This is a genomic window from Bartonella phoceensis, assembly GCF_902825145.1.
In the GTDB taxonomy this organism is placed as follows: Bacteria; Pseudomonadota; Alphaproteobacteria; order Rhizobiales; family Rhizobiaceae; genus Bartonella; species Bartonella phoceensis.
This window is the reverse complement of the sequence record NZ_CADEAD010000004.1, coordinates 58,926-74,364: the sequence shown is the minus strand read 5'-3', so window position 1 is coordinate 74,364 and position 15,439 is coordinate 58,926. Positions and strand designations below refer to the sequence as shown.

12 protein-coding genes are annotated in these 15,439 nt (G+C 40.9%); 3 read left to right on the top strand and 9 right to left on the bottom strand.

What is annotated here, in order from left to right:
* Positions 1–2 precede the first annotated feature (2 nt).
* Positions 3–668, bottom strand: coding sequence for a DapH/DapD/GlmU-related protein (locus J7R07_RS05755; protein ID WP_208435937.1), 666 nt, complete (start codon positions 666–668; stop codon positions 3–5).
* A 142-nt stretch (positions 669–810) separates the two neighbouring features.
* Here J7R07_RS05755 and J7R07_RS05750 point away from each other — a divergent pair, with 142 nt between their 5' ends.
* From J7R07_RS05750 to J7R07_RS05740, 3 genes are read left to right on the top strand one after another with little or no spacing between them, the layout of a single operon-like run.
* The gene (locus J7R07_RS05750) at positions 811–1,392 is read left to right on the top strand and encodes an SCO family protein (RefSeq protein WP_208435936.1); all 582 of its coding nucleotides are present in this window, start codon (positions 811–813) and stop codon (positions 1,390–1,392) included.
* A 26-nt stretch (positions 1,393–1,418) separates the two neighbouring features.
* Positions 1,419–2,288, top strand: a complete 870-nt coding sequence (locus J7R07_RS05745; protein WP_208435935.1) for a 50S ribosomal protein L11 methyltransferase — start codon at positions 1,419–1,421, stop codon at positions 2,286–2,288.
* Between the two features lie 17 nt (positions 2,289–2,305).
* A complete protein-coding gene (locus J7R07_RS05740; protein WP_208435934.1) occupies positions 2,306–4,129 on the top strand; it encodes an aminopeptidase P family protein in 1,824 nt (607 codons plus the stop codon).
* A 193-nt stretch (positions 4,130–4,322) separates the two neighbouring features.
* Here the strand turns inward: J7R07_RS05740 and ligA are convergent, their stop codons facing one another.
* The 8 genes from ligA to J7R07_RS05700 all read right to left on the bottom strand — a co-directional run bounded on the left by ligA (position 4,323) and on the right by J7R07_RS05700 (position 15,372).
* Complete coding sequence (gene ligA / locus J7R07_RS05735) at positions 4,323–6,476, bottom strand: NAD-dependent DNA ligase LigA (RefSeq protein WP_208435933.1); 2,154 nt, start codon at positions 6,474–6,476, stop codon at positions 4,323–4,325.
* Between the two features lie 132 nt (positions 6,477–6,608).
* Positions 6,609–8,270 carry a DNA repair protein RecN gene (gene recN, locus J7R07_RS05730; protein WP_208435932.1) on the bottom strand — a complete coding sequence of 554 codons (1,662 nt, stop codon included), beginning with the start codon at positions 8,268–8,270 and terminating at the stop codon, positions 6,609–6,611.
* A 6-nt stretch (positions 8,271–8,276) separates the two neighbouring features.
* Positions 8,277–9,170: an outer membrane protein assembly factor BamD gene (locus J7R07_RS05725; RefSeq protein WP_208435931.1), complete on the bottom strand. Its 894-nt coding sequence runs from the start codon at positions 9,168–9,170 to the stop codon at positions 8,277–8,279.
* Positions 9,171–9,336: 166 nt separating this feature from the next.
* Entirely contained in the window at positions 9,337–10,209 is an 873-nt protein-coding gene (gene lpxC, locus J7R07_RS05720; protein ID WP_208435930.1) for a UDP-3-O-acyl-N-acetylglucosamine deacetylase, read from the bottom strand.
* A gap of 210 nt (positions 10,210–10,419) precedes the next feature.
* The gene (gene ftsZ / locus J7R07_RS05715) at positions 10,420–12,189 is read right to left on the bottom strand and encodes a cell division protein FtsZ (RefSeq protein ID WP_208435929.1); all 1,770 of its coding nucleotides are present in this window, start codon (positions 12,187–12,189) and stop codon (positions 10,420–10,422) included.
* Positions 12,190–12,254: 65 nt separating this feature from the next.
* The gene (ftsA, locus tag J7R07_RS05710) at positions 12,255–13,556 is read right to left on the bottom strand and encodes a cell division protein FtsA (protein ID WP_208435928.1); all 1,302 of its coding nucleotides are present in this window, start codon (positions 13,554–13,556) and stop codon (positions 12,255–12,257) included.
* Entirely contained in the window at positions 13,553–14,464 is a 912-nt protein-coding gene (locus J7R07_RS05705; protein WP_208435980.1) for a cell division protein FtsQ/DivIB, read from the bottom strand. The genes ftsA and J7R07_RS05705 overlap by 4 nt, the downstream gene beginning before the upstream one ends.
* Positions 14,452–15,372 carry a D-alanine--D-alanine ligase gene (locus J7R07_RS05700; RefSeq protein ID WP_208435927.1) on the bottom strand — a complete coding sequence of 307 codons (921 nt, stop codon included), beginning with the start codon at positions 15,370–15,372 and terminating at the stop codon, positions 14,452–14,454. Before J7R07_RS05700 ends, J7R07_RS05705 begins: the two co-directional genes overlap by 13 nt.
* Positions 15,373–15,439: the final 67 nt, after the last annotated feature.

Genomic DNA, 15,439 nt, shown 5'->3' with positions numbered 1-15,439 from the left:
TTCTAAACGAAAAGCCGTTTTTTTGTTTTATTTTTATATGACTTCCACTTGCGAATAAAAACCTCGATTGGAAGATTTTGCATATCAGGCAATGCACTGTAAATTTTATCAAGCGGCCAATCCCACCAAGCCATCTTTAAAAGTGTTTGAATCACATGATCGGAAAAACGCATCCGCAATGGCTTTGCAGAAACATCAACAACAATCGTATAAGGAAGAACACCTTTTGTTATAACAGCATGAGCACCAATGATAGCGTTCTTTCCAATTGTTACCCCAGACATAATAACCGCACCATGTCCAATCCATACATCATGCTCAATGATAACACATTTTGCACAACGCCTTTCACGAAAAGAACGATCTAACGCCCTATATCGGAAATATTCATTAGGATGGTATGTTATTTTATGCGTTAAAAGCCGTTCGACAGGATGCTCTATTGCATTCATGCATACATGAGATGCAATAGAACAAAAACGCCCAATATCACTATAAATAGCTTCCCTGTTACGCTCAAAATAAGAAAAATCTCCAACTGTTACATCACGCAAAACTACACGCTCATTGATTTCCAAATAGCGCCCCAATTTACAACCATGCAATCGTGCTGTCGTATGAATGCGAGACTCACTTTCGTGGAATCGAAGATCTTTCTCAGTATCCATTCAACTTTCACCAATTAATTGTTTTTCTATAGTTAACACAAAAGACAGACCCATCATATAAACAAGATCAACCATAAAACAAAGATTGCAAAGCAAACTGGCTAATGTTACAATCCTTTTATGCATCTAAGAGAGTCAAACTATGAAAAATATAATACGCATCTTGGGATTAACAGTTATATTTCTCGCAGGTATTTTTATTTATGATACCTTAAGAAATAAGCCTTTAGGTGATAACTTTACACTGATCGATTCTAATGGAAAAACGATTACCGAAACTGATGTTAGAAGTAAGCCTTCAATCGTTTTCTTTGGCTTCACCATGTGCCCTGAAAGTTGCCCTAACACACTTATCAATCTTGATCGATGGTTGACAGCTCTTGGACCACAGGCTGATAAATTAGGGGTATGGTTTGTTACTGTTGACCCTGAACGTGATACGCCGGAAGTACTTCATGATTATCTTAGTAATTTTACCAATAAAATCGTTGGTATCAGTGGAGATCCTGAAAAAGTTCACAAAATGGTGAATTCTTTTAATATCGTTGCTGAAAAAGTACCTGGAACAAACGGGAACTACACTTACAACCATACAGCAGCAGTTTTTTTACTAAAAAAAGGTGGAAAGTTGTTTGGTGTTATTCCTTATGACACAAAAGAGAACGATCCTGAAATAAAAGACACTATAGCCATTGAACAACTAAAAAGACTCATCTCAGACTAAAAAAGCTCATTAAAAGAAAGAATAAAATGTCGCAGCAAGTTCGTCTGTATTGTGCAACTTCTAAAAATGAAGCAGAGCAATTTTATACTCTTCTAGAAACGGCCTTTGATGAAGAAGGGTATCCTCTTGCTCTCACAGAGATAGATGAAAAAAATACCATCTATGAACTTTCACTCTATGTAGACCAAGAAAACCAAGAGCGTGTCACAAAACGCTTTGCTCAAATCCTTTCTATAAACCCTGGTAAAATTAACCGTGAAATTTTACCCAATATTGATTGGGTTAAACAAAGTCTTGAAGGGCTAATATCTGTACGTGCTGGTCCTTTTTTACTACACGGGAGCCACAACCGTAACGACATTCCTCCTGGTGTTTTGCCCATTGAAATTGAAGCTAGCCAAGCTTTTGGTACTGGACACCATGGAACAACAGCCGGTTGTTTGGAAATGATTGCCAAAGTGATGCAAAATGAAAATCCACAAAATGCCCTTGATCTTGGTACCGGGAGCGGTGTATTAGCTATAGGCATAGCAATGCTCAAACCGATTGCTGTACTCGCATCTGATATTGATCCAATTGCTATTCAAGTTGCGCAACACAATATCGAATTAAATGGTGTCAAAGAATATATTACAGCTGTTACAGCAACAGGTTTTGCCCATGATGCAATTGCATCACGAGCACCTTTTGATCTCATCGTTGCCAATATCCTTGCTAACCCGCTTATTGAATTTACAGAAGAAATGGTGCAGATACTTCAAAAAGGTGGATCACTCATACTCTCTGGAATTCTTGAAGAACAACACACTCATGTAGTGGAAGCTTATGTAAAACAAGGCCTCAAGCATATTGAAACATACCACCGTCAAGGATGGGTTACTATACATCTCAAATAAATAAAAAGGACGTTGTTATGTATCAATCTTTTGAGGCAATAACAAATCCTACTCATGCTCTCGAACGTATTGCCTCTCTTCGTAAAGAACTCGATCATCTTGGACTCGATGGCTTTCTTGTTCCACGGTGCGATGAACATCAAGGAGAATATGTTCCTCCCCATGCTCAACGCCTTAGCTGGCTCACTGGTTTTACTGGCTCATCGGGTATCGCACTTATTTTAAAAAACAAAGCCATTATATTCACAGATGGGCGCTATAAGCTCCAAGTTCGCCAACAAACTGACCCTTATATTTTTGAGTATGAAAATCTGGTAACTTGCTCGCCCTCACAATGGCTCGAAAAAAATGGGCAAAAGCTCTCTATTGGCTTTGATCCATGGCTCCATACCATCTTCACTATAGATACATTGAAAAAAATATTAGAAAAAGCAGGCGGAAAGCTTGTAGCAGTTCAACAAAATCCTATTGATCTTATCTGGCATGATCAACCACCCTTACCACAATCTGCCGTATCGGTTCATTCTCTCAAATATGCAGGATGCAATACCGATGAAAAGCTAACTTTGATTTGCCAAAATATTGAACGAGCCAATGCAGATGCCTTTATTTTTACAGACCCCTCCTCCATTGCATGGACATTCAATATACGGGGCAATGATGTCTCCAACACACCTTTTGTCCTTTGTTTTGCTCTTATTTCCATCAAAGAAGCACCCGCCTTATTTATTAACAGCAAAAAAATTGGTGTAGAACAAAAACAGTATCTGGAACGTTATGCAAAATTATACGAACCAACACAGCTCATTCCAAAGATCAAAGATTATGTTCAAAAAGGAACAATTTTTGCCCTAGATCCGCGTTTAACATGCGAAAAATTACGCTCCATTATTGAAGAACAAGGAAGCTCTTTCATTAAGATGACTGATCCCGCTGCTCTACCACGTGCCATTAAAAATAGGACAGAACAAGACGGTGCACGCAGAGCACATCTTCGCGATGGCGTCGCCCTTACCCGTTTTTTTTCTTGGTTAGATAGACAAATACCAGGTACAATGAGTGAAATTTCTACTGCTCAAAAATTAGAAGAATTTCGCATAATGACAGCAAAAGAAATGGGAGAAAAACTCGAAGATCTCTCTTTTGATACAATCTCAGCAGCAGGAGAAAATGGTGCCATTGTTCATTATCGTGTAACGACACAAACAAATAAGCAGCTCAATGCTGGTGAACTTTATCTTGTTGATTCAGGTGGACAATATCGTGATGGCACAACAGATGTCACACGCACAGTAGCAATTGGAAATATTGGAGAAGAAGAAAAACGCTGTTTCACTCTTGTTCTCAAAGGTATGATCGCTCTTTCAACCGCTTGTTTTCCAAAAGGAACACGCGGACAAGACATTGATGCTCTAGCACGCATCACCTTATGGAAAGCGGGTTTTGATTATGCCCATGGCACGGGTCATGGTGTTGGATCTTATCTCTCTGTTCATGAAGGGCCACAAAATTTTTCACGAAATGGGTCTCAGGAATTGATTCCCGGAATGATTATTTCTAATGAACCTGGATATTATCGTGAAGGTGCTTTTGGTATTCGTATTGAAAACTTACTCATTGTAAAGCCAGCACAAAAAATTAATGGTGGTGATCAAGAAATGCTTTCCTTTGAAACACTCACAAATTGTCCTATTGACCGAAAGCTCATCCTCCCAGAGCTTTTGACACAACAAGAACGGCAATGGCTTAACGACTACCATGCACATGTTTATCAGACTAATGCACCTTACTTAAATGAAGAAGAGAAAAAATGGGCAAAAGAAGCAACACTGCCCCTTTAAGCCACCCCCTACAATTTTTTCTTCTCTCCCCTCTTTAAAAAGCATATTTGCCACTAAAGAATAAAAAACACTCCTTATAGAACAAGTTTTTTCTAAAATATTAAAAAATCAAATCTGTCTAAAAAAGAAAATATTTCTATAAATCAATTCGCCCTATATAAAATATATTCATCTCTTTTGAAGAAAAAAGCCTTCAATGTCTCTCAATCAACTGAAACCAGGTCTCTTCATCGATAACCTCAATACCTAACTCTTGTGCTTTAGCTAATTTTGACCCTGCCCCAGATCCTGCAACAAGAAGATCCGTTTTTTTAGAAAGAGAACTAGAGGTCTTTGCTCCTAATCGTTCCGCCAATGCTTTTGCTTCATCGCGTGACATACGTACCAAAGTTCCTGTAAAAACAATGATTTTTCCTGCGATGGGTGAAGAATCTGTTAGAATAGACTCCTCATCAAGAGGTGTTACCTCTTCAAGCAAGACAGACAAAACCTCACGGTTATGCGTTTCTTGATAAAAGTCAATAATTGCACTTCCTACCTGTGGTCCAATTCCTTCGATATTTGTAAGTTCCATCCAAGCCTCATTGCCTTCTTCATTCTCCTTATCACACGACAGAGCCGCTGCCATCACTGCAGTTTCAAAAGCCGTATAATTTTGATAAGCACGCGCTAGACGTCGTGCGTTAACCTCTCCAACATGGCGAATTCCTAATGCAAATAAAAAACGGCTTAAAGGAATTTTTCGACGTGCGTTAATGGCATTATAAAGTTTACGAACTGAAACAGCACCAAAACCTTCCATATTTTCCAAACGTACCAGAGAATTTTCCTGGCGACGTTGTAAAGTAAAGATATCAGCTGGTGTATGAATACAAAGGGCCTTATCTTGAACATGAAAGAAAAACTCCACCTGTTTTTTTCCAAGTCCCTCAATATCAAAGGCATTGCGTGCTACAAAATGACGAATACGCTCAATTGCTTGTGCAGGACAAATAAGCCCACCTGTACATCGACGCACAGCTTCTCCCACTTCACGAACAGCATGACTCCCACAAGCTGGACAGAGATGAGGGAAAACAAAAGCAGAGGAGTCCTTTGGACGTTTTTCAGCAATAATATCAACAATTTGAGGAATCACATCACCAGCACGTTGTACAATCACTGTATCGCCTACACGAATATCACGCCCTTCACGAATAGGCTCTCCTTTATGACCAATTCCCTTAATATAATCCTCATTATGTAAACTCGCATTGGTAACCACCACACCACCAACAGTGATAGGTGCGAGGCGCGCAACAGGGGTTAGTGCTCCAGTGCGCCCCACTTGGATATCAATGCCTTCCAAAAGCGCTATCACTTTTTCTGCTGGAAATTTATGCGCGATAGCCCAGCGTGGCGAACGAGACACAAACCCTAAACGCATTTGAAACATCAAATCATTAACTTTATAAACAATCCCATCAATATCATAACTTAAAGAATGGCGGCATTCTTCGATATCGTGATAATAGGAAATCATTTCTCCTACTGTCTTAAAAACTTTCGTGAACGGATTGATAATAAAGCCATATTCTTTTAGCTTTTTCATTATCTCCATTTGGCTTTCTGCAAATATTTCACTCACTTCACCACAAGCATAAGCAAAAAATTGAAGCTTTCTGTTGGCGGTTATCCGTGAATCAAGCTGACGGAGCGAACCAGCTGCTGCATTTCGAGGATTTGCAAAAGTTAACTTGCCTTTTTCTTGTTGCCTCCTGTTAAGCGCTTGAAAGTCCTCGCGTCCCATATAAACTTCACCACGAACCTCAAGAATATCAGGAAATTTTCCTTGCAAAACTTGCGGAATATCAGAGATTGTTCGTGCATTTGCAGTGACATTTTCACCGATAGTTCCATCGCCACGTGTTGCAGCACATACAAGCCGCCCCTTTTCATAACGCAAAGACAAAGATAAACCATCAATCTTCGGTTCAGCTGTTATTTCCACGACCTGTGCTGCTGGAAGCCTTAAAAAGCGACGAATACGCTCAACAAATTCACGCACATCTTCAGCGCTAAAGGCATTATCAAGTGAAAGCATCGGCTGTGTATGAACAGATTTTTCAAATTTTTCAGAAATCGGTGCCCCAATTTTATGCGAAGGAGAATCTACACGAATAAGTTCAGGAAAGAGAGCTTCAATTTCTGCATTACGCTGACGAAGAGCATCATATTCTGCATCAGAAATTTCAGGTTGGTCATCACGATTATAAAGAACATCATGACGTGCAATCTCTTTTGCCAACCACTCTAATTCACTTTTTGCTTCAACAGCAGTGAGGTTTTTAATTCTGTCCTTGTTCATAAACTCTATTCCAAATTATAGGCTATAGCCATAAGGATCTCAACTCTTTGTCACAAACAGAATCCAAATAAACACATACTTGCCAGTAAGATAATTGATAAGCGATATTTTTATCGCTAAATCACTGAACCTTTATGCGAGAAGCTTTTGAGCAGCTGCACGCGCTTCTTCAGTAATCTGTTCTCCTGCCAACATGCGAGCAATTTCTTCTGCACGCTCATGCTCTTCCATTTTATGAATAGCTGTCACAAAGCAACCTTTATCACCGCTTTCAACTTTTGAAATAAGAAAATGACTATGTGCTTTTGATGCGACTTGGGGCGCATGTGTAATAGCAAAAACTTGAACGCTTTCCGATAAACGCTGTAACCGTTGCCCAATGGCAGCAGCAACAGCTCCACCAACCCCCGTGTCAATTTCATCAAAAATGAGTGTGGGAGCTGATCCACGATCAGACAAAACAACCTTCAATGCCAATAAAAAACGAGACAATTCACCACCAGAAGCAACACTCAACATGGGGCCAGCACGTGTTCCAGGATTTGTCCGAACCCAATATTCAATGCGATCACATCCCTCTGCATTGCGTCTTTCAACATCGGTTTGCATTTCAACGATAAATTCTGCCTTTTCCAATTTTAATGCTGGCAACTCAGTCATAACACTTTCAGACAAGTTTTTTGCTGCTTCCCGACGCTTTATTGACAACGCTTGCGCCAATGTATCATAATTTTCCTGTGCTTGCTTTGCCTCATCTTCAAAACGCATTAACGTGATCTGGGCCTCCTCAAAATCAGCAAGCTCAGCATACATTTTATCACGCAACTGAACCAATTCATCAGCAGAAACATGGTATTTACGAGCAAAACCACGAAGAGCAAAAAGGCGTTCTTCTATTTGTTCTAATTCATAAGGTTCAAAATCCAATGCTCGTATGGCCGTCTCGATCTCTTCTTGTGCTGTTGCAAGTGCATGCAATGCATCATCAAGAGATTTCACAACAGGTGCAATAAGCTCTTGCGCTTCAGGAATTTTTCGCTCCAAACGCCTCACAAAATTGGAAAGAACGGGTATTGGTGATTTTTGACTATTTAAAAGGTCATCAGCTTCCTTAATATCTGTTGCTATTTTTTCTAATTTAAGCATATCAGCACGACGAAGAGAGAGAGCTTCCTCTTCACCAATTTGAAAATCAAGCTTTTCAAGTTCTTCCACACATGCCCGAAGATAATCAGCCTCGCGCACAGCATCCTCTACTTTACTACGCTGTTTTTGCAAACGTTCTTCACATTCATGCCATATCCGATAACATTGACGTAAATCTTCCACCTCATCTTCAAGCCCACCAAATGCATCTAATAACTGGCGATGTGTAGCAACATCAATAAGCGCGCGATCATCATGCTGTCCATGGATTTCAACCAACTGACGGCCAATATTACGCATCAATGCAACACTCGCCACCTGATCATTGATAAAAACACGACTACGACCATCGATAGATTGCACACGCCGTAAAATGATATCGCCCTCATCATCAAAACCATTCTCACGAATAAGCTGACGCACAGGATGTGACACAGGGACATCAAAAACAGCCGCCACCTGCCCGTGGGTAGCGCCATGACGCACAAGCGAAGCATCACCCCGCCCACCAAGAGCCAGCGACAAAGCATCAAGCAAAATAGATTTCCCAGCACCCGTTTCACCAGTTAAAATCGACAATCCCGCTGTAAAATGAATTTCGAGCGTTTCGATCAAAACAATATCATGAATCGAAAGCTGTACCAGCATAGAGAATCAACGTACCTTATTCTTATCACCACTTAAAGCATTGGAGATCCAAGAAGATTTATGCTCCTGTGGTGACATACTATTCTTCTGCAATAAATTATAAGAAAATTTATACCATTCACTCTTGGGATAATTACGTCCTAAAATAGCTGCTGCTGTCTGTGCTTCCATAGTTAAGCCAAGAGCAAGATTAACCTCTGTCAAGCGGAAAAGTGCCTCCTCAACTTGATTTGTATCAGAATACTCTTCAATCACAGTACGAAATCTTTTACTTGCAGCAACATAACGCCGTCCCTCTTCATAATAGCGGCCAACCTGCATTTCCTTACCAGCCAACTGTTCCCGCCCAAAACGGATTTTATCCTTGGCATCCTTGACATACTCAGAATGAGGATAACGCTCTATGAGAAGCTGCATGGCAGCAATAGCACGTTTGGTATCGCGTTGATCCCGTGTAACATCAGGAATACGACGGAAAGAAGAAAGACCGATAATATAGTAAGCATAAGCAGAGTCATCTGATCCTGGATAAAGAGTAATATAGCGCTGAGCCATACTAATTGAATCGTCATACTTGCCAAGTCGATAATTTGTAAAAGCACCCATCACTAAGGATTTACGCCCCCAATCAGTATAAGCGTACTGCTTTTCAATCGTCAGAAACTTTTTTGATGCATCCGCGAGACGCCCACTCTCAAGACTAGTAAGCGCTTGATTATAGAGAACATCCGGTGGATCCATTTTTAAAACATATGCTGATGGATTAAGAGTATTTTTCTCTTTAAATAAACAACCTGCTAACATGCAAGTGCTCCCCAAAAGCATTATCCCCAATACCTTACGCACAATTTTAGATTTTCTATATGATATATTTTCAATACATATATAAGTTTTTATCATAGTTTTCCCGGCCTCCAGAGAATATCACCTTGTAGCAAAAATTGTTTATTAGAAATTTTTATACCATATCACTTTAAAATCCACTAACCAATTTCATAGCTTAAAATTAATCATCCCCTTAAAAATCAAATAGACTATAGAAAGTCTTTTCAATTTTCTATTCCACCTATAAATAACTCTCTTCGTAACATGATTGGTCTGCCAAAATAGCCTTTACCAATTGCGAATTAATTTTATGCCCACTACAATAGGAACGAAACAACCCAATAAAAGGCGCTCCAAGCAAAGCGGTATCTCCAATCGCATCAAGCATTTTGTGCCGAACACATTCATTCTTCCAATAAGGACCATCTGGATTCATAATTTTATCATTCAAACCTATAATAAGAGAATTTTCTAAAGAAGCGCCTATACCCTTTCCAGAAATCCATAATTTTTCCACGTCTTTGACAAAACCAAAAGTGCGCGCACGTGACAAATCATCTCGAAACCCCTTTGGGGTGAGATCAAAATTGAAATGTTGCTTACCGATAGCTGAAGAAGAAAAAGAAATCGTGATATCAAAACGGCGCCCATCAAACGGCAAAAACTCTGCAAAACCATGAGCTCCTTCAATCCGCAGCGGTTTTTTTATAATGAAATAAGAACGCTGTGCATTCTGCTCTACAATACCAACTTCTTCAAAAGCGCGACAATACTGCCAAGCGGAACCATCCAAAATAGGGATTTCATGACTCGATACTTCAATAATAAGATTATCCAAATCATAAGCAGCAATTGCAGCCATCAGATGTTCAATTGTTTCAACTTTCGCATTTCCATGTCCAAGTACTGTCGATAATTCAGTTGCTCCTGTTTGCGATGCATGTGCTTGAATTCTGTACCCTGTTCCATCTAATCCACAACACTTAAAAATAATACCACATCCCACGTCAGCCGGGCAAATTTTCACCACAGACAAACACCCACTGTGAACGCCAATACCCTCAAATGTCACGGCCTTTTTAAGAGTAGACTGATATTTTTGCATTAACTTCATTATGTCACTTCATTGAATCGTTTTTACGCTTTTAAAAAAATATTTATAAAATCATAAAAATGACATGCATAGCAAATAATAAACCCGCCTATTATTAAGCGGGTTTATAACAAACAGAGGATCTCCCAAAAATTACAGTATGTTTGCTCTACAAAGCTTTTAAATATTACAAAACAGATAAAAAAATTCCTTCTTCACTACCTTTACGCATTAATTTGCTTGACGACGCAAAAACGCTGGTATTTCCAATTGATCTTCCTCACTGATAAAAGCACGCTGATCTTGTGGTACATGGGGGTGTAACTCACTAGAACGTCGTGGAACATAAACAGAAGCATCTTGAGGAAGCGCTTGAGAACTTTTATGAAGAGCATGCGCATCTTGTTGTTGAGAAGATCTCACAGCAGGTTCTAACCTAGCTTCTGGCCCAACTTCCTCACGATATGTCAAGCTTTGTTTCAAACGCTGCCAAAGATTGCGAGGTCCCTGCTCGGCAGCATATGCTCTCTCACGTTGACCGTGCGCAACAGGAGGGAAATCCTTTAATTCAGGCATACGCATAGGTGAACGCGCTTGCACATGTTGTACTTGCCTTTGTTGTACTTGCTTCTCTTTTTGCTCTACAATTCCTGGCATCTCATCAAGAACATGGGCTGTTGCCTCCATGCTCACTGGTGCAACCATAGATGACTGAGCACCACGACTAACTTGCATACGCGACGCACTTGACACCTGCCCATGCACAGTACTTGCCCCATAAGGAGCAGTATTCGCACTTCGTGCAGCAACGGTATCTGCAGGCTGTGCAAAAATTTGACTTTTAGGACGGAACTGCTCGCCCGTCGATTTTCCCTTTTCTATTTCAAGTGCTTCTATCACTTCTACCATTGATTCAGAACGCAATGGTTGTGACTGAACATGAAAAGAATTGGACGTCATTCCAGGATCGTTTTTGCGAATTGGAGCTGCTGGTCTTTGAATTTGAGAATGAGAAGGTTGGATCACTTCACTCACCTCACGATCAATACCCGTTGCAACAACGGATACACGAATAACACCTTCTAATGACTCATCATCAATAGCACCAAAGATAACATTCGCATCCGCATCTACTTCTTCGCGAATACGATTAGCAGCCTCATCGACCTCAAAGAGAGTCATGTCACGACCACCTGTAATAGAAATAAGTAAGCCACGAGCACCACGCATAGAGGTATCATCCAACAGGGGATTCGCAATAGCAGCTTCAGCAGCATTCAAAGCACGACCTTCACCAGACGCCTCACCAGTTCCCATCATCGCCCGGCCCATTTCATGCATAACAGAACGAACATCAGCAAAATCAAGGTTAATAAGCCCTTCTTTAATCATGAGGTCCGTAATAGAAGCAACACCAGAATAAAGCACTTGATCAGCCATAGCAAAAGCGTCAGCAAATGTTGTCTTTTCATCTGCAATACGGAAAAGATTCTGATTAGGAATAACAATTAATGTATCAACAGACTTTTGTAATTCGTCAATACCAGTCTCTGCTGTTTTCATACGGCGTGCACCTTCAAACTGAAATGGCTTTGTTACCACACCAACCGTCAAAATACCTTTTTCACGCGCAGCGCGAGCAACAACAGGTGCTGCCCCAGTTCCAGTACCTCCACCCATACCAGCAGTAATAAAAACCATATGAGAATCTGCTAGATGATCCATAATTTCATCAATACATTCCTCTGCAGCCGCTTGCCCAACTTCTGGTAAAGCACCGGCACCTAGACCTTCCGTAACTGCTGCACCAAGCTGGATAACACGTTCAGCCTTTGACATAGCCAAAGCCTGTGCATCCGTATTTGCAACAACAAAATCAACTCCCTGAAGACCAGCATTAATCATATTGTTCACGGCATTTCCACCACCACCGCCAACACCAAAAACGGTAATGCGTGGTTTTAATTCCGCGATATCTGGCCGATGCAGATTAATCGTCATTTCCTTTTCCTTCTCATAAAACATCGCAAGTCCAAGCGATGAAATTTAATTTACCTCAGACTTATTTAAAAACTCTCACGCAACCACTGACCAACACGCTGAAAATACCCACGCGTGCCCACCGATAAATGATTCACCGCAGTTTTTATTGTTTTTTCTTCAAAACCCACCAATTGTGGATAAATTAACAATCCAACCGCAGATGTAAACGCCGCCCCTTTTGCAAGAGAAGGAAGCCTCGAAATACCCAAAGGCCGCCCTATACGAACATTTCTTCCCAATATAGTACGTGCCATTTCTGGCAATCCTGTTAACTGGCTTGCTCCCCCAGTTAAAATAACACGCTTACCAATAATATGACCAAAACCAGAACGATTTAAACAATCACGTACCATCTCTAAGATTTCTTCAACACGTGCACGAATGATACGACCAAGAACAGCACGAGGATATTGCGTTTCACGATGTTCGCTCCCAATCTCCGTCACATTAATCATATGCCGCTCATCAGCACTTGTCAGAAGCGCTGAACCATAGACAACTTTTAAACGTTCTGCCTCTGTAAGTGACATAGAGAATCCACGCGCGACATCAAGAGTCACATGATGCCCACCAACAGCAAGTGCATCCGCATGGACAAATTTGCCCTCAAAAAACACTGAACATGTTGTTGTTCCACCACCAAAATCAATACATGCTGCTCCTAAATGTGCCTCATCATTCATTAAAACAGCAAGACCACTTGCAAAGGGAGTTGCAACCATCGCTTCGACACTCAAATGCGCACGATTAATACAAGTCTCTAAATTTCGCAAAGCCGCAGTTTCCGCTGTAACCACATGCACATCCACACCAAACAATTCACCCGCCATACCAACAGGGTCAGAAATGCCTTTATCTCCATCCAATACGTAAGAGATCGGAACTGAGTGCATAACATGACGCTCAGCATCAAAGGCTTTGCACGAAACATTTGAAAAAGCCACACGTACGTCACGCTTAGTAACTTCACGACCACCCAAACGTACCATACCATTGATAAGAGCACTTTGTAATCGGCTTGAAGAAAAGTTGACAATCACTGAATCAGCCACCAAACCAGCCATTTTTTCTGCTGCATCAACAGCTAACCGTATTGATTGCTCTGCTGCAAACATATCCATCACAACACCAGATTTGATACCGCGTGAACGCTGCACTCCAAAGCCTAAAATTTCCAAAGAATGGGTACGACCATGTAAATAGTGTGCATGCTTTAAAGGACGCAAACAAGCAATAAGGCAAACAATCTTACTGGAGCCAACATCAAGTACCGTTAAAAAACGTGTTTTACGCCCCCCCACATGATGTGATCCGAGCAACATCATAGATTCCCTGCCTTTCGCGCTTTTAAAATGCGCTCTTCTTCTGCCACGACAGCAGCGCGGTGTCGCAACGCCTCATCCGATAAAGAAACTGTAATGCGATCAGAAAGACGTAAATCAATACTTAAAATGTCGCGAGAAAAAAGATCTTGCATCTTACCTGTCTTAAGAAGAGAAGAGAGTCTTTCAAATACACCCTTTTCAGGCAACATAACACGCAATCCATTATCCAAAACAAGATCCCAACGCCGATCACCTACACGCACAAAAGCACGAACACGGCTGTACAATCGCGGATATGCCGAAAGTGCTTGAATAAACAGTTTAGCAGCCTTTTGCGCACCCTGACCAACCACAAGTGGCAAACCCCGAATGAGCCCCCCTTTAAAGGGCACGATGACACGACCCGTCTCATCAACAATATCCATCACACCATCATGCTGCCAAATTGCATAGGGTTTACGCTCTACAACTGAAATACGCACTTTGTTGGGATAAATCTTCTGAATATTAGCCGATTGCACCCAAACCTGCTGCTCTAAAAGAGAACGCGCTTTATCAACATTAAAAGCGAATATGGATTGAGCAGAATCAAGTCTTAAAATTTTTAAAATTTCTTGCTTTACCAAGCGTTTAGTACCACTTATCTCGACATCGGTTACCACAAAACCAATATCGGACACGGCTGTCTTCATAATCACTCCCATGTGCCCACTTGATGAAAGCCCATAAAGCACCGTAAGAAAGAAAAACGACAAAACTGCAAAAGTACCAAAATGGCGTGGAACATGAATATTAATAAAGAAAAATTCAAACATAATCCGAAGAAAGCGACGATAAAGTCGTGGCAAAGCTGGCACTAATGGCACCTCCATCGAAACATTCGTTTTATTAACATTCAACGCATACACGACGCGTCCTCCACTATCCACTGAACAAGATCGCCATAAGTACAACCACTTGCTTTTGCAATATCAGGAACAAGAGAGGTAGATGTCATACCGGGCTGCGTATTAATTTCAAGCCAAACCAATTCTCCTGTTTCTTCATCAAAACGAAAATCAGAACGGCTAATACCTCGACAACCTATCGCCTGATGTGCTGATAAAGACATTCTTTGCACCTTTTGGTAAATATTTGGTGAAAGTTGTGCAGGACAAATGTGAAGAGAGCCACCAGTTTTATATTTCGAATCATAATTATAGAATTGAAAGTGCTGAGCGGGGAGAATTTCACAAACATTCAGCACCTCATTTCCTAAAACAGCGCAAGTAAGTTCGCGACCAGGAACATATTTTTCAACCATTACCTCATCTGAATAAACCCACTCTGTCCCCATAACACTGCATGGTGGTGTGGCTTCATCTCCTGTTACAACCACAACACCAAAACTTGACCCTTCGCAGACAGGCTTAATCACATAAGGAGGCTCCATAGGATGCTCCCGTCCAACAGCAAAACGACTCATAACAAAAGAAGGCGCAACAGAAACCCCAACACTTGCAACAATAATTTTTGCACGCCCCTTATCCATCGCCAAAGCTGATGCCATCACTCCAGAATGGGTATAAGGAATTTTCAAATACTCAAGAATACCCTGTATACGTCCATCCTCACCAAATAGCCCATGTAATGCATTGAAAGCGATATCAGGCCGTAATTGTTCAAGAACAGAAGCAATATTACCATCAACATCTATGCGGCTCACACGATACCCCTGCGCTTCAAGAGTATCAGCACAAGCAGCACCTGAAGACAAACTTACAGACCGTTCAGAAGAAAATCCTCCCATCAATACAGCTATATGCTCATCTTTCATAACAACTGACCTTCTTGTGTATACTATATATAGACTATATAGAAACCACTAATACCATATACGGGAA

Bases quoted from the DNA above. Each gene is read 5' to 3' on its own strand.
- ftsA (WP_208435928.1), bottom strand. From the start codon at position 13,556: ATGATGTTGCTCGGATCACATCATGTGGGGGGGCGTAAAACACGTTTT.
- ligA (WP_208435933.1), bottom strand. From the start codon at position 6,476: ATGAACAAGGACAGAATTAAAAACCTCACTGCTGTTGAAGCAAAAAGT.
- J7R07_RS05740 (WP_208435934.1), top strand. From the start codon at position 2,306: ATGTATCAATCTTTTGAGGCAATAACAAATCCTACTCATGCTCTCGAA.
- J7R07_RS05755 (WP_208435937.1), bottom strand. From the start codon at position 668: ATGGATACTGAGAAAGATCTTCGATTCCACGAAAGTGAGTCTCGCATT.
- ftsZ (WP_208435929.1), bottom strand. From the start codon at position 12,189: ATGACGATTAATCTGCATCGGCCAGATATCGCGGAATTAAAACCACGC.
- J7R07_RS05750 (WP_208435936.1), top strand. From the start codon at position 811: ATGAAAAATATAATACGCATCTTGGGATTAACAGTTATATTTCTCGCA.
- J7R07_RS05700 (WP_208435927.1), bottom strand. From the start codon at position 15,372: ATGAAAGATGAGCATATAGCTGTATTGATGGGAGGATTTTCTTCTGAA.
- J7R07_RS05725 (WP_208435931.1), bottom strand. From the start codon at position 9,170: ATGATAAAAACTTATATATGTATTGAAAATATATCATATAGAAAATCT.
- lpxC (WP_208435930.1), bottom strand. From the start codon at position 10,209: ATGAAGTTAATGCAAAAATATCAGTCTACTCTTAAAAAGGCCGTGACA.
- J7R07_RS05745 (WP_208435935.1), top strand. From the start codon at position 1,419: ATGTCGCAGCAAGTTCGTCTGTATTGTGCAACTTCTAAAAATGAAGCA.
- recN (WP_208435932.1), bottom strand. From the start codon at position 8,270: ATGCTGGTACAGCTTTCGATTCATGATATTGTTTTGATCGAAACGCTC.